The sequence below is a fragment of the Microvirga ossetica genome (genome assembly GCF_002741015.1).
GTDB lineage: Bacteria > Pseudomonadota > Alphaproteobacteria > Rhizobiales > Beijerinckiaceae > Microvirga > Microvirga ossetica.
Genome location: NZ_CP016616.1, coordinates 5,237,423 through 5,256,068 on the forward strand (window position 1 = coordinate 5,237,423; position 18,646 = coordinate 5,256,068).

An 18,646-nucleotide genomic window follows, 5' to 3' on the forward strand; every position below is an offset into this window, starting at 1 on the left:
AGCCACAGGATCATGACCGGCACAATCGATTCGGTTGCCGCTGCACGAGAGCGGCGCGCTTATGCGCGCCGGAAGGACAGGGACTCAGGTTTCAATCTGATCGGTCGCCCTCACATGGCGCCAGAACATCTTGGGGGTCTCCAGCATGTACCGGAAGCCCGTGCGGTCGAGCATCGCTTCGGTCTCGCGCTGCGCGTCGTCGAGTATCTCGTCTTCGTCAACCAACACGGCCTTGCGGTTCAGAAGAGCGACACGACCGTCCACGATGACGGTATCCACGTCGTTGCCGTTGGCGAAATAGATCAGCCGGAAGACGGGCATGTTGAGCGGATAGAGATGCGGCCGCCGCAGGTCGAGCAGCACCACATCCGCCTTCTTGCCGACTTCGAGGGATCCGATCTCCTTGTCCATCCCGAGCGCCTTCGCACCATCGATGGTGCACATCTCCAGCACCCGTCCCGGTGGGAGCCAAGTGGGATCCTTGAAGTAGGTCCGATGGTAGTGCATGCATTGCTGCATATGCCGGAACATGTCGCCGGAGCGGTCAGGAGCCGTGGCATCGGAGCCGAGGCAGACATTGGCTCCCGCCTCCAGCAGCTCGGGAACCGGGCAACGGCCGAGAATGGACGCAATCGCACTCGGATTGTGGGCAATGCTGGTTCCCGTATCGGCGACGATTCGGATTTCATCCTCGGTGAGGTCCGTGGAGTGCGAGAGGAGGGCATTCGGTCCCAGAATCCCGAGTTCCTGCGCGTAGGCGACGCTGCCCTTCGTGTGCCCGTCCTGCGTGAAGACGAGACCGGCTTCGCGTGCGAGGTCGGCCGTCAGGCGCGCCTGACGCTTGGCTTCCTCCAGATTCTCGTGCCCGAGTTCGTCGAGGTGCTCGGCGCGCAGGGTGGGAGTGATCAGAGCGATGTTGAGCCGCCCGCCATGCGTACCGTGCCAGGTGTCGATGAGGGTCTTGCAGGTTTCGAACTGCTCTTCGAAGGACACCGGGCGCTCGACCGCCTTTCCGTCGACGAAGCGCGCATAGGTGCGCGGATGCGGCGGGCGGGTCGGGCCTATTGCGACGACGGAACGGGTGCCGACTTCCCGGACGCCTTCGCAATGGGCATCGCCGTAGATCGGTTCGTCGGTGCGCAAAATCGTGTCGCCGCCACCCAGAAGGGAGACGCCCGTCGTCACGCCGAAGCGCAGGCGCTCGAGCGCCGCGAGCCGGGCCTCGGCCCGCCAGAACTCCGGCGTCGACGCAACCGTGTAGGCCTGATGGCAGGCTTCATACCAATCCTCGCCATTGCCACCACCCATGGTCTTGATGAAACCGTGGCCTGCATGCGCATGTCCATCGATCAAGCCGGGCATGACGATTTTGCGGCTGGCATCGATCGTCGTAGGAGCTTGATGCGCCGCCAGGATTTCTTCCGTGGTGCCGATTGCGACGATCCGGTCCTTCTCGATGGCGACGGCACCGTTCTCGATGACCCGGCGCTGCGGGTCCATCGTCACGACGATGCCGTTGGTGATGATGATGTCGGCCATGCGGTACACTCCGGTCGGTCAGGCGGCTTGGGTTTCACCGCGAATGCGGTCAAGGGTTGGAACGAGCGACAGCAGCTCCTGTGTATAGGGATGCTGTGGCGTGTCGAAGAGGGTTTCAGAATCGGCCTGCTCCAGGAGCTGTCCCTGCCGCATCACCGCAACGCGGTCACACATCTGGCGCACCACGGCGAGATCGTGGCTGATGAGCAGGAGGGTCAGGCCGGTCGCATCGCGCAGGTCCTTCAGCAGGTTCAGGATCTGGGCCTGCACCGAAACGTCGAGGGATGATGTCGGCTCGTCGCAAACGATCAGCTTCGGACGCGCCCCCAGCGCCCGTGCGATGGAGAGGCGCTGCCTTTGGCCGCCCGAGAACGCGTGCGGGAAGCGCTGGGCGGCATCCGCTTCGAGACCGACAGCTTCGATGAGACGGGCTACGTCACTCTCCGCCTCTGCGCGGGAGCCGGCGAGGCGGTAGAAGAGGATCGGCTCGGACAGGATCGAGCCGATGCGCATGCGGCTGTTGAGCGAGGAGTAGGGGTCCTGGAAGATCATCTGGATCGCTTGGCGCAGCGGCCCGACCCGGCGGGTCGCGCCTTCGCCGGCAATGCTCTGCCCGCGATAGAGCACGCGACCCGCGGTGGGGCGCACGAGGCCCGAGACGACATTGGCGATGGTGGTCTTTCCGCAGCCGGATTCGCCCACGAGCCCGAACACTTCGCCGCCGCGGACGGAGAAGGAAACACCGTCCACTGCGCGGAAGCGATGGCCTTTCGAGCCCGGAAGCCAGCCGCTGGTGGTGTAGTCGACGCACAGGTTCTCGATCGACAGGATGGGCGCTTCATCGGCAACCGCATCAGAGCGCTCGGCTTTCGCGCGCAGTTCCGCACGGGCGTCCTCCGCGCGACCCTTGCCTTCGTCGCCTAACACTGGGAAACGGTCGAGGCGCTGGTCGATGCGCGGGACGGCGCCGATCAGCGCCTTGGCATAGGCGGCCTTGGGGCGGCGCAGAACCTCTTCCGTCGTTCCGGTTTCGACGACCTTGCCGCGATGCATGATCGTGACGCGGTCAGCAATCTGGGCGACGACGCCCATGTTGTGGGTGACGAGCAGGATGCCGATGCCGCGGCTATCGGCCAGATCGCGCAGGAGCTTGAGGATCTGTGCCTGCACCGACACGTCGAGCGCCGTCGTCGGTTCGTCGGCGACAAGGAGCCTGGGATTACATGATAGAGCGGCAGCGATCACGACGCGCTGGCGCTGACCGCCGGACAATTGGTGGGGATAGGCCTTGAGGCGCCGGGCCGGCTCAGGAATCCCGACGGATTCGAGCAATTCCAGGGCACGCGACCGCGCTGCTGCCTTGTCCAGCTTGAGGTGAAACCGCATCGCTTCCGTGAGCTGGCTCTCGATCGTGAAGAGGGGATTCAGGCTCGTCATAGGATCCTGAAATATGGCTCCGACATCGCGGCCGAGCACGATGCCCTGAGCCGAGCCCTTGGCGGCATCGAACCTCTTGCCGTCGATATGGATGCTGCCGGCGGCGATGCGTCCCGGCTTTTCGAGGAGACCCATCACGGTGTTGCCGATGGTCGTCTTGCCGGCGCCGGATTCTCCCACCAGCGCATGAATCTCGCCCGGACGGATGATGAGGGATGCGTTTTCGACGGCCGTAAAAACGCTGCCGTTTGCGAGGGGATATTCGACACGCAGGCTGTCGATGGCGAGAACGGGAGTGGATTGCGCGTTCATCGTTTCACCCTCAGCTTGGGATTGAAGCGATCGCGGAGCCAGTCGCCGACGATATTGACGGCAAGGACAAGGATCACCAGGGCAAGGGCGGGGAAGAGGGCGATCCACCAGATTCCCGAGAAGACGAATTCGTTGCCGATCCGGATGAGTGTACCGAGCGAGGGATAGGTGGGCGGCATCCCGACCCCTAGGAAGGACAGGGTCGCCTCGGTAAGCACGGCCGCCGCGAGATTGATGGTGGAGATGACGAGAACCGGGCTCATCACGTTCGGCAGGATGTGCCGCAGCATGATCCGCCGCGGCGGCAGACCGATGACCTTCGCCGCGCGGACATAGTCCTTCGCCGTCTCGACCATGGTGGCGGCCCGCACGGTGCGGGCATATTGCACCCATTCATGGATGGCGATCGCGCAGATCAGGATGATCGGCGCCCATTCCGCCGTTGCCGCTCCGGGGAAGATCGCCCGCGCGATGCCGCTCACGAGCAGGGCAAGCAGGATCGTGGGAAAGCTCAGGATCACATCGGCGATCCGCATGATCAGCGCATCGACCCTGCCGCCGAAATACCCGGCGAGAAGGCCGAGAGTTACTCCAAGGGTTGCCGCGAGCAGGACCGCCCCGCCGCCGATGGCGATGGACACGCGCGCGCCGTAGAGCATCGCCGAAAGCAGGTCGCGGCCCTGGTTGTCGGTGCCAAGGGTGAAGCGCGGGTCGCCGTCTGCCGTGAAGGCGGGAGGGAGCTCGGCATTGATCAGCTCAAAGGAGGCAAGGTCGGTCGGATCGTAGGGCGCGATCCAGGAGGCCAACAGCGCGCAGGTGACGAGGGCCAGGGCGAGGATCGCTGCGACGATCACCGAGATCGGAGCGCCCAGACGGACGAACAAGCCGGGAGTGGAAGCGAGCGTTTTCATGCGGACCTCGCGCGCAGGCGGGGATCGACGACGGCGTAGAGGATGTCGACGACGGTGTTGATGAGGACGAAGAGCAGGCCGACGAAGAGAAGGTAGGCCGCCATGACAGGGATATCGACGAAGCTCACGGCCTGGATGAAGAGAAGGCCCATGCCCGGCCATTGGAAGACGGTTTCGGTCACGATGGCGAAGGCGATGAGCGAGCCGATCTGGAGGCCCGTGACCGTGATGACCGGCATGAGCGCGTTTCGCAAAGCAAGCCGGAAGTGGATATAGCGGGTCGGCAATCCGCGTGCTTTGGCGAAGCGGATATAGTCACTGGACAGAACGTCGATCATCTCCGCCCGCACCAGACGCATGATGAGGGTGAGCTGATAGAGAGCGAGCGTGATGCCGGGCAGGAGGAGCGATTTCAGGCCGCTGATCGTGAGAAAGCCCGTCGACCACCAGCCGAGATCGACGACCTGGCCGCGTCCGAATGAGGGCAGCCAGCCGAGAGACACGGCGAAGACCAGGATGAGCACGATGCCGGTCACGAAGGTCGGGGTCGATATGCCGACAAGAGAGAGGGCTTGAACAAGTCGTGCCGCGACGCCGTTGGGCTTGAGCGCGCACAGCACCCCGAGTGGAATGCCGAGGGCGAGCGACAGGAACGTCGCGACGATCACGAGCTCCAGCGTCGCGGGAAGCCGCTCGGCGATCAACTCCGTGACCGGACGCTGATTGCGGTAGCTGATACCGAGATCTCCGCTCAGAGTGCGGGTCAGGAAGCGGCCATACTGAACGACCAGCGGTTGATCGAGACCGAGGGAGCGGCGGAGTTCAGCCTTCTCCTCCACCGATGCATTTTCGCGCGACATGGTCGCAACGGGATCGCCGACATAGCGGAACATCACGAACGACACCGCCGACACGACGAGCATGACGAGAGCGGCTTGGCCCAGACGGGAGAGGAGGACTTTGAACATGGGCATTTCCCCGGCGGCCCGCCTCATCGAAAGCGGGCCGCGTCTCCTGCTGCGAGTTTACTTGATGGTGGCGAACCACAGGCGGACGTATTCGTCTGGGAACTGCGGAACGTCGACGCCGTCGCGGACCGCCCAGGCCAGGGGCTGCTGGTGGAGCGGGATGTACGCCACATCATCCCGCGCGACCTTGAGCGTCTCCACGAGCATGGCCCGGCGCTTGGTCTCGTCGAGCTCGACGGCAGCCTTGCGGGTCAGCTCCTCGACCTTGGGATTGCTGTAGGTGCCGGCGTTGGAGCCGCCATAACCGTCCTTCTGCTCGGTCAGCAGGGAGGAGAGCACGCTGAACCCATCCATGGGCGGCAGGGTTGCCCAGCCCACCATGGACACATCGAACTCGCCGCGATCCTGGCGCGGGAAGTAGGTCGCGCGGGACTCGGTCTGAAGCTCGGCCTGGATACCGACCTTCGCCCACATGGACGCGATGGCGACGCAGGTCTGCTCGTCGTTGATGTAGCGATCGTTCGGGCAGTTCAGCTTGGTCTTGAAGCCGTTCGGATAGCCGGCCTCCGTCAGGAGCTGCTTGGCCTTGGTCTGATCGTAGGCCAAGGGAGTATCGTTTTCCTTCGCATACCCAGGGACGGGCGGCGCAACGAGGGTGCCGGTATTGCGCGACTTGTCGCGCATCACACGCTTTTTGATCGTCTCGAGATCGATGGCTTGCCACATGGCCTGGCGCACCTTGACATCGCGCAGCGGATTCTTCTGTCCCGGCATCGCCTTCAGCTCAGGGCGGAAGTTGAGCGAGAGCATGATCAGGCGCAAGGAGGGCTCTTCGATGACCTTGAAGCCCTGGGACGAGGAGATCCGCTGGAGGTCCTGAAGCGGTGCGGGCGCGATCAGGTCGAGCTCGCCCGAGAGCAGGGCCGCGACGCGCGTGGCGTCCGACTTCACCGGCTTGAACTCGATGCGGGTGAGGTTGTGCTGGGGTTTGTCCCACCAGTCCGGGTTCACCACGAAGGTCGTGCCGGAATCGGGCTTGTAGGATTCGACCTTGAAGGGGCCCGTGCCGATGGCCGTGGTCGATGCCGCTGTGGTGACGCCCGTTGCGATATTGCCGGGCTTCAAGGCTCCGTTGGCCTCCATCCACTCCTTGTCGAGGATGTAGATGCCGGCGAGATCGTTGAGAAGAAGCGGGTAGGGGCCGTTGGTGACGATATCGACCGTGAAGTCGTCGACCTTTTCCGCCTTGACCACGGTCGCGAGGTTGCCGCGGGCCCGTGCGCCGGGATCGAGGATACGGCTGATCGAGGCGACCACGTCATCCGCGGTGAAGGGATTGCCGTTGTGGAACTTCACGTTCCGGCGCAGCTCGAAGCGCCAGGTGTCCGGCTTCACCGTCTTCCAGCTCACCGCCAGAGCGGGTTCCAGCTCCAGAGAGCGGCTGCGGCGCACCAGCGGATCGAAGACATGGTGCAACATGCTCGTCGTGAAGCTCTCCGTATGGGCATAGGGATCGAGCGTCGTGATGTCCGTGGGCGAGGACCACCTCAGGGTCTTGGCCTCTGCCGACATTCCCATCAGGGCGCCGGCGGCGAGGGTCAGGCTGGCAGCAAGTCTGGCTTTCATGTTCGGCCTCCGAAGATCCTCTGGAATGGATTCTTTATTGGATACAATATAAGGAAAAGTTGCATACAAAGATTGAGGCGTCAATTCCGTCATTGACGAATTTTGGCCATCCGGAAGCGAGGCCGCGGCCTGGGAGCCCGCGCCGCCGCCCGAGAGCTTTGTCGATTTCGGTTGTTCGGAAGGGGCCTACGCCCCGCTGTCACGAAGCGTAGCGGTCGAGAATGGACCGGATGTCGCGATGCTTGTCGGACGTGGAAGACAGCAATGCTCTGTCGGTGACGGCCGTGAGGTGGTGGTCCATGGCGTCGATGGCAGCTTGGCTGTTCCCGGCCCGGAGAGCATCGATGATCTGCTGGTGCTCGTTTATGGAGCAATCCGAGGAATGTGGCCGGCTGTAAAGCGCCAGAATCAGCGAGCAGCGTGAAACCACCTCGTCCACATATCTTGCCAGGACGCCGTTGCCAGAGAGGGATGCCAGCAGAATATGGAATTCTCCCGCCAGACGTATTGCGGCGGGTCCATCGTGAGCATTGGCTTTCGTCTCGAGGGCCACATGCTGCTGCAAACGCTCGATGTCCTTCTCCGTTACCTTTTTCGCAAGCCGCACAAGGACTTGCCGCTCCAGGCACATCCGCGTCTCGAAGACGTCCTGGGCCTCCGACAGGCTGGGCTGGGCGATGGTGGCGCCCTTGTTGGGCTGCATGTCTACGAGACCTTCGGCGTGGAGGCGCGCGAGAGCGGTCCTGACGATCGTCCGGCTGACGCCGAACCGGTCGCCGATGACGTCCTCGGTCAGCTTGTCGCCCGGCATCAGGGCCTGCTCGATGATCGCGCGGCGAAGACCGGCGTAAACGGAGTCGCTCCGGGTGCCGGGGGCTGATTTGGGCTGTCTGACTGGCGCGTTCATCGAAGCTTGCTGGGTAACTCGGGGGACGAACTATGTTCCACAAAACTCATTGGTCAGGAAGGGCAGATTTTACTGGCACGATGTATGCATAAATGTATACAAATTTTGCGGAGCGGCAATCCCTCATCGAGCGGCCGCGCCGGATGAGGCCTGAAAAGCGAGAGCATCGATGCATAGTCTTGTGATCCGCAACGTACGCCCGATGGGTGGCGAGACGACCTCGGTGACAATCCGCGAAGGGCGCATTGCCGGCTATGGCCAGGAGGTCGAGGACGGCGCGGAGGCCTTGGACGGCGGCGGCGGCATTCTGATCCCCGGTCTCGTCGAAGCCCATACGCATATGGACAAGACGCTCCTCGGCATGGGCTGGTATCGCAACGAGGTCGGCCCGCGTCTCATCGACAAGATCGAGAACGAGCGGATGCAGCGGCGGGTGCTCGGGATCGACCCGGCCCGTCAATCCGCCCGACAGGCCGTGCTCGCCGCCTCCCTCGGCACGACGCATATCCGGACCCATGTGGACGTGGACACGGAAGTCGGCGTCGCAGGCATCGAGGGCGTCCTCGAAACGCGGGAGCGCTATCGGGACATTGTCGATATCGAGCTCGTCGCCTTTCCGCAGAGCGGCATGCTCGTCCGGCCCGGCACCGTCGAACTGATGGAGAAGGCACTTCAGCTCGGCGCGCAAGTTGTGGGCGGGCTCGACCCATCCGCGATCGATCGCGATCCGAAGGGGCATCTCGACGTCGTGTTCGATCTCGCGGAGCGCTATGGCGTTCCGGTCGATATCCATCTCCACGAGCCGGCGGAGCTGGGAGCTTTCTCCATGGAGCTGATCGTCGAGCGCACGAAGGCTCTGGGCCTGCAGGGAGAGGTCACCATCAGCCACGCCTTCTGCCTCGGCATGACCGATCAGGATTATGTTGCGGCGCTGATCGATGCCTTGGTGGAGGCGCGGATCCATATCCTGACGACGGCGCCCGCCTCCAGGCCGGCGCCTGCCGTCAAGCGTCTCGTTGAGGCCGGCATCGTTGTCGCTGCCGGCTCCGACGGGGTACGCGACACCTGGGGGCCTTACAACAATCCGGACATGTTGGAGCGCGCTTTCCTCGTCGGCCTGCGCAACAACCTGCGGCGAGACGATGAGGTCGCGCTGGCGCTGGACACCTGCACCTATGGCGGCGCGCGGATGATGGGCCTCGAGGACTATGGCCTGCAACCGGGCAATCGGGCGGATCTCGTTCTGCTCGACGGTGAGACGCTGGCAGAAGCCGTCGTCAGCCGCCGCCCGCGCAAAGCGGTGCTGAAGGGCGGAAAGGTCATCGCGCGCGACGGCGTCGCCTTGGCCGAGGCGCCCTGATGCCACTTAAACCAGCGGCAGGCGCTGTCGGATGACGGCCGCATGGAAGCGCGCTCCATGGAGCAGCCCGTCATCGTTGAAGTCGTAGGACGGATTGTGCAGCGGCGCCGAATCCTTGCCGTTGCCGACGAACACGAAGCAGCCGGGCACAAGCTCGAGGAATTGGGCAAAATCCTCCGAGCCAGTCATCGGCTCGCAGGCGGTTGACACGTGGTCGGGTTCGAACACGGTTCGGGCGGCCGCAAAGGCTTCTTCCACCAAGGCGGCATCGTTCAGAAGCGGCACGAACTCCCGTGTGTAGGTCACCTCCGTGGCGACGTTGTAGGTCAGGGCCGTGCCCTCGGCGACGATGCGCATCTGCTTCTCGATCTCCGCGCTGACCTCGGGCCGGAAGCTGCGGGCGTCGCCAAGAATGCGCGCGAGCCCAGGCAAGGCATTGCGCGTGCCGTCGGTGATCAACTCCGTCACTGAGACGACGCCGATATCGGTCGGGCTCAGGCGACGCGAGACGATGGTCTGGAGATTCATCACCGTCGCGCAGGCGGCGACGAGCACCTCGTTGCCCGAGTGCGGTCGGGCCGCATGGCCGCCGACGCCTCTCAAGACGATCTCGAAATTGTCCTCCGCCGACATGATCGGCCCGACGCGGGTCTGGAAGTGCCCAACGGGCAGGCCCGGCATGTTGTGAAGGCCATAGATCTCCTCGAACGGGAATCGCTCCAGCAGCCCGTCGGCCAGCATGGCGAGCGCACCTTTGCCCCATTCCTCGGCGGGCTGGAAGACGAAGCGCACCGTGCCGTCGAATCCGGCTTCCTCGGCGAGCAGCTTTGCGGCCCCGAGCAGCATGGCCGTGTGGCCGTCATGCCCGCAGGCGTGCATCGTGCCGGGATTCTGCGAACGATAGCTCTGCGTGCCCTGCTCGGTGATGCGCAGGGCATCCATATCCGCCCGGAGCGCGATTGCCCGATTGGCGCTGCCGCGTTTGAGCGTGCCGACGACGCCCGTGCCGCCCACGCCCTCGGCAACCTCGTCGAGGCCGAACTCCCGCAGTTTGGCGGCGACGAAGGCGCTCGTGCGCTTCTCCTCGAATCCGAACTCAGGTTGGGCGTGCAGATCGCGCCGCCAAGCAGTCATTTCTCGGTCGAGGGCACTCAGATCCATGGCCATGAAGCTCTCCTTACTGGGCTGCTAGGCGAGTGACGACATCGAGCAGGATATTGGTTCCCGCGACGAGATCGGCATCCGCCGTGCGTTCGCGCGGGTTATGGCTGATGCCGCCGATGCTCGGCACGAAGATCATTGCGGAGGGTGCGATCCTGGCGATCATCTGTGCGTCGTGGCCCGCGCCCGATGTCATCCGCTTCGAGGCCAGCTCGCGCTCCCGGGCGGCATCCTCCACCAGCCTCACGATATTTCTGTCGAAGGTTACCGGCTCGAACCGTGCCAGCCGCTCGACCGAGATTTTGACCTTCTCGGCAGCCGCCAGCTCGTTCAGATACGTGGCAAGGGCAGCTTCCTCGGCCTGGAGGCGTCCCTCGTCGGGATCGCGAAGATCGACCGTGAAAATGGCGCGGGAGGGAATGACGTTGATCGCGTTCGGCTCGAAGCTCATGCAGCCCACCGTCGCAACGGTCGGCGCGTTCGCGTTCCTGGCCCGGTCCTGCAGGAAAGTGACTACGCGTGCAGCGGCGTGGCCGGCGTCCCGGCGCATCGACATCGGCGTCGTGCCGGCGTGGTTGGCATCCCCGTCGATGGTGATGCGCTGCCAGGAGATGCCTTGGAGGTTCTCCACGGCGCCGATGGGCACGCCCTCGCGCTCGAGCACGGGTCCCTGCTCGATATGCAGCTCGATGTAAGTATGCGGCTTCAAGAAGCCCGGCTCCAAGGAGCCGGCATAGCCGATCCGTTCCAGCTCCGCGCCGAGAACGGTGCCATCGGTGCCGATTGTCGCCAGCGCCTCCTCGACGGAGAGCCCGCCGGCATAGACGAGCGAGCCCATCATGTCTGGTGCGTAGCGCACGCCTTCCTCGTTGGTGAAGGCGGCGACTGCGATGGGTCGGGCAGGAACGTACCCGGCTGCCTTCAGGGTCGCGATCGCCTCCAGCCCCGCGATCACGCCGTAGCATCCGTCATAGATGCCGGCATCGATGACGGTATCGATGTGCGAGCCAAGAAGGACAGGGGACTTCTCCGCATTCGCTTCATCCTGCCAGATCCCGAAGATGTTGCCGATCCGGTCGATGGCGACCTCCAAGCCCGTGTCGCGAAGCCACGAAGCGAGAGCGTCGCGTCCGGCTTTGTCAGCATCGGAGCCGGCGAGCCGGGCCAATTTGCCGTTCCCGTCGCGACCGATCTGCCCGAGTATCCGGAGGCGGCCCAGCAGACGCTCCGCGTCGATCGAGAGCGTGGTCATGCATCCGCGCCTTCTGCATGGGTCGCCACGGCACCGGGCGTCATTCCGACCAGTTCCACGTAACGCTCCGGATCTGTGGCGCCTTCCGTGTTGATGACGAAGACGCGGGACGCTTCGTTGAGATCGAGTGCCACCCGGATATAAGGATCAGCCGCGGCGCGGATGAGGCCGGCAAGGCCCACACCCCCGCTCTCGCCCGCCACGATGGCCGGATCGCTTCCTATCGGCCGAGCAAGGCGGTTCATCACGGCGACTGCCTCGTCCTCGTCGACTGTCATGAAAGCATCGGCAACGCGCGACAGCACCCGCCAGGCGACCAGCGAAGGCTCATAGCATTCGAGCATCGCCATGACGGTCGGCTCGACATGTGAAATCTTGACCGGATGCCCCGCGCGTGCGGTCTCATAGAGGCAAGCCGCCCGTGCCGGCTCGACCACGACGAAGGTCGGCCGCCGGTCGCCGAGCACGAGCGCGAGGTGTCCCGCGACCGCAGCCGCGACGCCGCCGACGCCTGCTTGCACGAACACGTGGGTCGGCGTTGCGGGAAGCTGGCGCAGGGCTTCGCGCACCATGGCGGTATAGCCCTGCATGACCAAGCCGGGAATGCGCTCGTAGCCGGGCCAGGACGTGTCGGAGACCACTGTCCAGCCGTTCCGGGCTGCGATTCGGGCCGCCTCGGCGACCGAATCGTCATAGGTGCCCTCGACCCGGATCATCTGCGCACCGAAGCGGGCGATGGCCGACACGCGCTGGTCGCTGACGCCGGAATGCACGAAGATGGTCGCCCGGGCGCCGACCAGCTGCGCACCTTGAGCCACCGAGCGTCCGTGATTGCCATCCGTGGCGCAGGCGACTGTCATGCCGGCGGCGATGGCTTGAATCTCGGGCGCGTGCAGCTCGGCGACATCGACCGGCCGCCCGAGCTGGCGACCGGCTTCCTCCAGCACGAGCCGGATGACCGCGTAGGACCCGCCTAAGGCCTTGAAGCTGCCGAGGCCGAGCCGGAAGCCTTCGTCCTTGATGTGAATCGCGCCCACGCCGATTTCGGCGGCAAGGGCGGGGAGAGCATGCAGCGGCGTCGGCGCATGGTTGTCGCGATAGGTGAAGTGGCGCTCGACCTCTTCAGCCGCCTTCACGCCCAGGGTCTCGGCATCAATCGGGTCGAGGGGATTGCGATAGAAGAGATGCTTATTGGGAAGATACATCACCGTCCTTTTTGCCTGAACGCGAGAAGATATTGCACATGATCCGAGAAGTGCGCTCAATTTAGGCCAGCCGAATGCAAGATTTTTTCGTGTCGGTAGGGGCTGCCGTGTCCAAGTCTTCGTCCTCGATCACGCTCGATAGCTTCGACGTGGCGATCCTGAACATCCTTCAGCGGGATAACTCGACCCCGCAGCGGGTAATCGGCGAGGCCGTCAACCTGTCGGCCCCGGCCGTGCAGCGTCGTATTCGCCGGATGGAGGAGGCGGGGATCATCCAGGCCAATGTTGCCGTTATCGATCCGGCCCTGGTCGGGCAACCGATTACGATCTTCGTCGAGGTCGAGGTGATCAGCGAGACGGCGGAGTTGATCGACGCCGCCAAACGGGAATTCGCCTCGGTTCCGGAGGTGCAGCAGTGCTACTACGTCACCGGCGAGGCCGATTTCGTTCTGGTGGTCGTGGTGCCGACGATGACAGCCTACGAAGCGCTCACGCGACGCCTGTTCTTCGGGAACAACAACGTGAAGCGCTTCCGCACTTTCGTCGCCATGGACCGGGTCAAGGTGGGGTTGGCGGTTCCTCTGCCACGATGACCAAGACGCGTGTCTGCAGCCGAAACCCGAGCTCTGATCCGCTCGGCCAACGTAGGCCTTCATGAACCTCCAGATGCAGTGTCACGTCAGGTTAGCGATGCCTCGATGCCGAGGTTGCGGGCCTTTGCCTCGCGCAGACAATGGCTTGCGCAGGCGAGGTCCTGGGCGGCAATGCCGAGGGAGCGGTAGAGCGTGATCTCGTCAGGCGTGCCACGGCCGGCTGCCTTTCCGGCGAGCACCTCGCCGATCTCGGCCAGCACGTGGCCGCGTTCGATGCGTCCGCTCTCAAGAGCGCGGATGACCTCGCCGGCCTGCGCGAAGGTGGAGGGGCGATAATCGACATAGAGGCGCGAGCGGGCGACCGTCTCCTCGTCGATCTCGCGCTTCGAGGGGATCGAGGCGCCGACCACGTTCAGATGAGTGCCCGGAGCCACCCATTCGCCCATCAGCACCGGTTCGGCGGATGACGTGACGGTGCAGATAAGATCGGCGCCGACGACGGCGCTGCGGACGTCGTCGAAAACGCTGACGGCGAGGCTGGGATGATGCTGCGCGGCGTGGGAGGCGAAGGCTTCGGCCTTCTCGCGCCGCCGTCCGACCACGCGCAGCTCCCGCAGGGACGGCCGCACGCACAGCATGCCCTCGAGATGATGCTCGGCCTGCTCGCCCGCCCCGACTATGGCGAGTGTACGGCAGTCCGGCCGGGCGAGCGAGCGCGTCGCCACGGCGCTGGCGGCAGCCGTGCGAATGGCAGTCAGCAGTCCGGCATTCATCATGGCGATTGCCGAGCCATGCTCCGGCTCGAACAGCACGATGGCCCCCTGATGGGACGAGTAGCCGGCATCCGGATTGTTGGGGAACAGACTCACCAGCTTCACACCGAAGCATGCTTCGATCCGGCCGTTGCCCGGCATGAGCGCACCGGGCATCACGCCCATCATGTTCGGCGCGCCGACATCCACCACCGATCTGAGCGGTAGGTTGGCTGCGCCTGCGGAGACCGCAACCATCGCGTTGGCGACGACCTCGATGGCGTCAGCCATCGGCAGCAGCGAGAGAACATCTCGGTCGGACAGAACAATCATCGCGTACGCAGCTCCTCTCGGCCCCAGCCTTCGCCCGTGACGGGCAGGCCAAGTTGTTCTTCCAGCAGCGACAGATAGAGACCCGGCCGCGTGACATAGGGAAAGTGTCCGCCCCATTCGAAGCGATAGGCGGAAAAGGGGCTCAACCGTGCACGCACGGCGCTGCGCACGGGCTCCGGGATGAGAGGATCGTCGGCCGATTCGACCGTCGCAATCCGGTTCCGAGGCAGCTCGAGCGGCGGCAGCTCAGGCGCATGCTTCAGCGCGTTCAGCCGCGTCCGCAATTCCGGCTCCGGGATCCGCCCGGCGACCTCCGCCATCAGCAGGTCAACCAGTTCTCCCTGTTCGGGATGGCTCTCACGCCAAAGGCCAAGGCCACGCCCGAAGCCTGTCCGCAATTCGTCGATAGGTGCGTTGTCGAGGTCGGAGGAATAGGGTGGGCGGGTTGCGATATCGGCAGTGGAATGCAGCGTGTTGGCGGCGATGAGCCGTTCGGCAATGTGCGGATAGGCTGCGGCGAAATACTGCGCCAAGTATCCTCCCAGAGACGAGCCGAGAACTGTAGCTCGGTCGAGGCCCAATCTTCCGCACAGCTCCGCGAGGTCGGCCGCCCATTCGGCGATGCCGCCGCTCCCGGGATAGGTGAGGGCGAAGATGCGAGCGCGATCTCGCAGCGCTTCGATCTGCTGCCAGAAGATGTCGCCGCGGCCGAGCGTTCCGGGAATGAGCAGCAAGGCCGGTCCGGCATCTCCCACCCTGACATAGCCCCATTCGCGACCGCCGATCGCGATCCGCTGCTCGGGATGGGAGGCGGCGAAGCGGTCGCGGGCCGCGATCAGCCGGTTGGTCATGCGGACGAGTCCTCTGCTGTTGAACGGGAGCGTAGCTTACACGAAACGGCGACGCTGCAAGTGGCGATGGAGGCGCAGAAAGGAGGATTATCTCAATCGGCGTCCGCCGCGCCGGAAAGGCCGTCCAGCCCCATCAAGATGCGGTATGCGGCTTTCACCCGTGCCGGCACGGGATAGTTCCTGTTCGCCAGCATCACGACGCCGATATCCTTGGCGGGAATCAGCGGCGACCGGTCCGCCTCCGCTCCTCCGGGTTGCGCCTCAGTCCCAGCCACAGCAGGACGATGAACAGGATGGAGATGGCAGGCCAATGGAACCAGATCTCGTGGAAGCCGCTGAAGAGGTTGATGAGAAACAGGAACACGCAGATCACGATGGCGGCGCGAAGAGGGCGGGGCAGACCCGTCAAGCGGCGGGAGATGCTCTGCGCCGATGTCGTAGGCGCGGTTCTATCGCGTAGCGGTAACGTCCCGACTGCGCTGCCGGCTCCCGGGACATGCTCACCATCGCTCTTGGCGTTGACTTGGCCCGCCGGCATGTCTCCGAGAGTCACCCGATAGCTCGATACGCGAGAGGCGACGTTCTTCACTTGCCGTTCGCCGAGATAGTCGAAGCCGACGGTGAGTTTGTTGCGGACCTGATCGTAGACCGGCCCCGAAATCAGGATTCCGCCGGGCTCGGCCAGTTCCTGAAGCCTTGCGGCGACATTGACGCCGTCGCCATAGATATCGGCGCCGTCGACCATCACGTCGCCCAGGTTGATTCCGATGCGAAAGCGCATGCGCTGCGCCTCCGGCAGGTGCGGGTCCTGGCCTGAGAGTTCTCGCTGAGTCTCGACCGCGCACTGGACGGCCTCGACCACGCTCGGGAATTCGGCGATGACGGCATCGCCCCAGGTGTTCACGATCCGCCCGTCGTGGCGCTCGACCAAAGCGGTCATAGCGTCGCGATAGCGGCGCAGGGTCGCCAGCGTGCCGACCTCGTCCGCCTCCATCAGGCGCGAATAGCCCTCGACATCGGCGCACAGCACGGTGGTCAGCCGCCGTTTCAGCTTCTCGGTCATGGCCGGCATGATACCGCGAAAACTGCCGGAGCCCATAAGCCGCCGCGCTTGTGTTCCTTTATTTCGGTGGGGTGGGAAGATCACGGAAGCCGATGCCCACCCGGCCGCCGAGAGAGCCGGCACTTGCCTCCGTCTCCTCGCGAGTCGCTAGGACGCTGTCAGCGTCTCGCCGATGTACTTCCTCCGCTGTCGATCTGCTGGCCGATCTGCGCGATCGCCCGCTGATAGACGGATGCCGCGTTCCAGGCCTGGATGGCAGCGAAGTTGGGTTCACCGGGCTGATAGCCCGCGCCTGCACGCCAGCCATGGGCCTTGAGGAAATTGGCAGTCGACATCAGGGCATTGGCAGCAACATCCAAGCTGCCGCCGGTGCCATAGTTCAGGATGCTCTTCGGCATGAACTGCGTCTGGCCGATTTCCCCGTGCATGGAACCGCGGGTGCTCGCCGTGAGAACGCCGCGGTCGATCAGGGTCAGGGTGGCATAGAGCTGATCGGTGAAGAATTCAGACCGGCGGCAATCGTAGGCGAGGGTTGCTATCGACGACAGGGTGTTCTGATTTCCCCGCTGCCGGCCGAAGGCCGTTTCCATGCCCCAGATGGCGATGAGCGGTCCTGGCGGCACGCCGTAGCGCTGCTCGATGGAATTGAACAAGGCCGCTTCGGATTGCTTCAGCGCCCGGCCGCGTGAGACGATGACTGGACCGCCGCGCTTGGCGAGAAACTGATCGAGCGACAGGCGGAAGCTCTTCTGCCCCCGGTCGGCCGCGATCGTGGCCGAGGCATAGGTCGCGCCTTTGAGAGCCGCCACGCCTGTCGGGCTAACACCGTTAGCCCTTGCCTCGACGGCAAACTGGTCTTTCCAGGCCTCGAATCCTGCCGCCGAATTGCCGCATTGTGCCGCGGCCGCCGTACCAACCATTCCCGAGAATGCTGCCGCGGCTGCAATGGCGACGCTCTTGAACTGCCTGCCCCTTGCCATCCGAAATTCCTTTCCTGTGCTATACGCTACGCAATCGATTGACGGGAAAACTAGCGGCGAGGCTTGGCGGGACCAGTGTTCGGGCCAAGGTTTGTCATTCGCGGTCGACGGCGCCCAGACCGAAACCGGCCTTATCGCGGGTGATCCAGACCTGTCCGTCGCCCAGCATCATGCCCTTGTCACGGACAAAAAGCGTCTCGAAGGTGGACTTGGCCACGGCGTCCCGAACCTTGGGATCGAGAAGCGCCTCCTTTACCGCCGCAAGCTGGGCCGGGCTCCGGACGGTCCGCCTGACCTTGCCGGTAATGGTCAGCGGATATTGGGCGACCCCGGCGAGAAGCTCCATGTCGCCGGACCGGAAGGCCGCCTTGACGCGCCTGAAGCCGTAATAGGCCTCCAGGGGATCGAAATTCAGGCTGCGGTAGCTGGCCTCGATCTCCGGCGAAAGCTTCGGCCGCGAAAAGCCTGAATCGGGTGTCCTCATCGGCAGGTCCATGGATTGCCGCAATTCGCGCACGAGGAGGTTCAAGGCCCTGTGGCGATCGTAGAGCGTCTGCAATTCCGGCGAACGATTCTGCGCCGCTCCGGTGGCGAGCGAGCCCGTGATCTCCTGGCGGACCGCTTTCGCATCGCCGCCGGTGCCGCGTCCGCGGGCCACGGCCCGGTCCAGAGCGTCGTCGAGCTGGTTGCGGGCGATCCAGACCCGTTCTTCGACCTCGGCCAAGACCTCCTCGTGGGACGGTCGGAAGCCGGGGCCTTTACCAAGATCGGAGGGCAGGGCCTTCATGGCCTCCTGCGGCTTCGGCCCCTTTGGTTCGTCGGAGGGATAGCGCGGATCGACCTTGTAGGTCCGGCCATAGACCCGGACGAAGAAGGGATCCGCCTTGACGGGGAGAGGGGCGAGCAGCAGCAGGCATCCGGACAGCCCGAGAAGTCTGGCGGTTAAGCTGACCATCGCCGCCTCCGGCTCGAGGGCATCGACAAGCCTATTCTATACGGTGACAACCGTTCCGGAAACGTGAAGGTCGGCAACGACCTTGTCCGCCGGGGCATTTGCGCGATCCCGTCTAGCATTGCTGCGCCTGGGCTTCTGCGTCACGATGCTGATCGAAGTGAGAGAATATGTATCATGTCTAGGAATATGATCAGGATCTTGCGCCGCTATTGGCTGCGGACTCGGTCGAATCATTGAGCGTGCCGTTTTCGACTGCAAAGTCATGTTGCTTGTTGAGATCGGCGAAAATGACATTCGGCACGAGAGACTTCCCGGACGTCGGACCGTCATTGAGCCGAACTCCGATATGGTCGAACAGTGTCCCCAGCGGCATCGCCTTGATTCGCTAGGCAGTCCGCAACAAGCTGGCGGAGGCTTAAGGGCTGAAAGGCCCGATGAGGA

At 64.2% G+C, this 18,646-nt stretch carries 17 protein-coding genes and 1 pseudogene; 2 read left to right on the forward strand and 16 right to left on the reverse strand.

Features of this window, described 5'->3' with window-relative positions:
• Positions 1-84: 84 nt before the first annotated feature.
• The 6 genes from BB934_RS25010 to BB934_RS25035 all read right to left on the reverse strand — a co-directional run bounded on the left by BB934_RS25010 (position 85) and on the right by BB934_RS25035 (position 7,700).
• On the reverse strand, positions 85-1,539 hold the full coding sequence (locus tag BB934_RS25010; protein WP_099512101.1) for an amidohydrolase family protein: 1,455 nt from the start codon (positions 1,537-1,539) through the stop codon (positions 85-87).
• Between the two features lie 18 nt (positions 1,540-1,557).
• Positions 1,558-3,288 (reverse strand): dipeptide ABC transporter ATP-binding protein, encoded by a 1,731-nt coding sequence (locus BB934_RS25015; protein WP_099512102.1) that lies wholly within the window; start codon positions 3,286-3,288, stop codon positions 1,558-1,560.
• Positions 3,285-4,199: an ABC transporter permease gene (locus BB934_RS25020; protein ID WP_099512103.1), complete on the reverse strand. Its 915-nt coding sequence runs from the start codon at positions 4,197-4,199 to the stop codon at positions 3,285-3,287. Before BB934_RS25020 ends, BB934_RS25015 begins: the two co-directional genes overlap by 4 nt.
• Positions 4,196-5,167: an ABC transporter permease gene (locus tag BB934_RS25025; RefSeq protein WP_099512104.1), complete on the reverse strand. Its 972-nt coding sequence runs from the start codon at positions 5,165-5,167 to the stop codon at positions 4,196-4,198. Before BB934_RS25025 ends, BB934_RS25020 begins: the two co-directional genes overlap by 4 nt.
• 57 nt (positions 5,168-5,224) lie before the next feature.
• Positions 5,225-6,793, reverse strand: coding sequence for an ABC transporter substrate-binding protein (locus tag BB934_RS25030; RefSeq protein ID WP_099512105.1), 1,569 nt, complete (start codon positions 6,791-6,793; stop codon positions 5,225-5,227).
• Between the two features lie 199 nt (positions 6,794-6,992).
• The gene (locus BB934_RS25035; RefSeq protein ID WP_099512106.1) at positions 6,993-7,700 is read right to left on the reverse strand and encodes a GntR family transcriptional regulator; all 708 of its coding nucleotides are present in this window, start codon (positions 7,698-7,700) and stop codon (positions 6,993-6,995) included.
• A 169-nt stretch (positions 7,701-7,869) separates the two neighbouring features.
• Between BB934_RS25035 and BB934_RS25040 the strand changes: the two genes are divergently transcribed.
• Positions 7,870-9,060, forward strand: a complete 1,191-nt coding sequence (locus BB934_RS25040) for an amidohydrolase family protein (RefSeq protein WP_099512107.1) — start codon at positions 7,870-7,872, stop codon at positions 9,058-9,060.
• A gap of 6 nt (positions 9,061-9,066) precedes the next feature.
• Here the strand turns inward: BB934_RS25040 and BB934_RS25045 are convergent, their stop codons facing one another.
• Genes BB934_RS25045 through BB934_RS25055 form a run of 3 tightly spaced genes read right to left on the reverse strand, consistent with a single transcriptional unit; the run spans position 9,067 to position 12,678 of the window.
• Positions 9,067-10,227, reverse strand: coding sequence for a M20 aminoacylase family protein (locus BB934_RS25045; protein ID WP_162299190.1), 1,161 nt, complete (start codon positions 10,225-10,227; stop codon positions 9,067-9,069).
• Positions 10,228-10,237: 10 nt separating this feature from the next.
• Positions 10,238-11,473, reverse strand: a complete 1,236-nt coding sequence (locus tag BB934_RS25050) for a Zn-dependent hydrolase (RefSeq protein WP_099512108.1) — start codon at positions 11,471-11,473, stop codon at positions 10,238-10,240.
• Positions 11,470-12,678, reverse strand: a complete 1,209-nt coding sequence (locus tag BB934_RS25055) for a diaminopropionate ammonia-lyase (protein WP_099512109.1) — start codon at positions 12,676-12,678, stop codon at positions 11,470-11,472. The genes BB934_RS25050 and BB934_RS25055 overlap by 4 nt, the downstream gene beginning before the upstream one ends.
• 107 nt (positions 12,679-12,785) lie before the next feature.
• On the opposite strand from BB934_RS25055, the gene BB934_RS25060 reads away from it, so the two are divergent.
• Positions 12,786-13,271, forward strand: coding sequence for an Lrp/AsnC family transcriptional regulator (locus BB934_RS25060; protein WP_237050093.1), 486 nt, complete (start codon positions 12,786-12,788; stop codon positions 13,269-13,271).
• An 86-nt stretch (positions 13,272-13,357) separates the two neighbouring features.
• Here the strand turns inward: BB934_RS25060 and BB934_RS25065 are convergent, their stop codons facing one another.
• The 7 genes and pseudogenes from BB934_RS25065 to BB934_RS50995 form a co-directional block, all read right to left on the reverse strand.
• Positions 13,358-14,356 (reverse strand): ornithine cyclodeaminase family protein, encoded by a 999-nt coding sequence (locus BB934_RS25065; protein ID WP_099512111.1) that lies wholly within the window; start codon positions 14,354-14,356, stop codon positions 13,358-13,360.
• Positions 14,353-15,207 carry an alpha/beta fold hydrolase gene (locus tag BB934_RS25070; protein WP_099512112.1) on the reverse strand — a complete coding sequence of 285 codons (855 nt, stop codon included), beginning with the start codon at positions 15,205-15,207 and terminating at the stop codon, positions 14,353-14,355. The genes BB934_RS25065 and BB934_RS25070 overlap by 4 nt, the downstream gene beginning before the upstream one ends.
• A 92-nt stretch (positions 15,208-15,299) precedes the next feature.
• Positions 15,300-15,428: pseudogene (locus BB934_RS25075) on the reverse strand (class C beta-lactamase); the annotation flags it as partial.
• Positions 15,428-16,270: an adenylate/guanylate cyclase domain-containing protein gene (locus BB934_RS25080; RefSeq protein WP_335645593.1), complete on the reverse strand. Its 843-nt coding sequence runs from the start codon at positions 16,268-16,270 to the stop codon at positions 15,428-15,430. The gene BB934_RS25080 and the pseudogene BB934_RS25075, both read right to left, overlap by 1 nt.
• Positions 16,271-16,428: 158 nt before the next feature.
• Positions 16,429-17,250: a lytic murein transglycosylase gene (locus tag BB934_RS25085; protein WP_099512113.1), complete on the reverse strand. Its 822-nt coding sequence runs from the start codon at positions 17,248-17,250 to the stop codon at positions 16,429-16,431.
• 94 nt (positions 17,251-17,344) lie between these two features.
• Positions 17,345-18,205, reverse strand: a complete 861-nt coding sequence (locus BB934_RS25090; RefSeq protein WP_099512114.1) for a hypothetical protein — start codon at positions 18,203-18,205, stop codon at positions 17,345-17,347.
• Positions 18,206-18,395: 190 nt separating this feature from the next.
• Positions 18,396-18,578 carry an alkyl sulfatase C-terminal domain-containing protein gene (locus tag BB934_RS50995; protein WP_099512115.1) on the reverse strand — a complete coding sequence of 61 codons (183 nt, stop codon included), beginning with the start codon at positions 18,576-18,578 and terminating at the stop codon, positions 18,396-18,398.
• Positions 18,579-18,646: the final 68 nt, after the last annotated feature.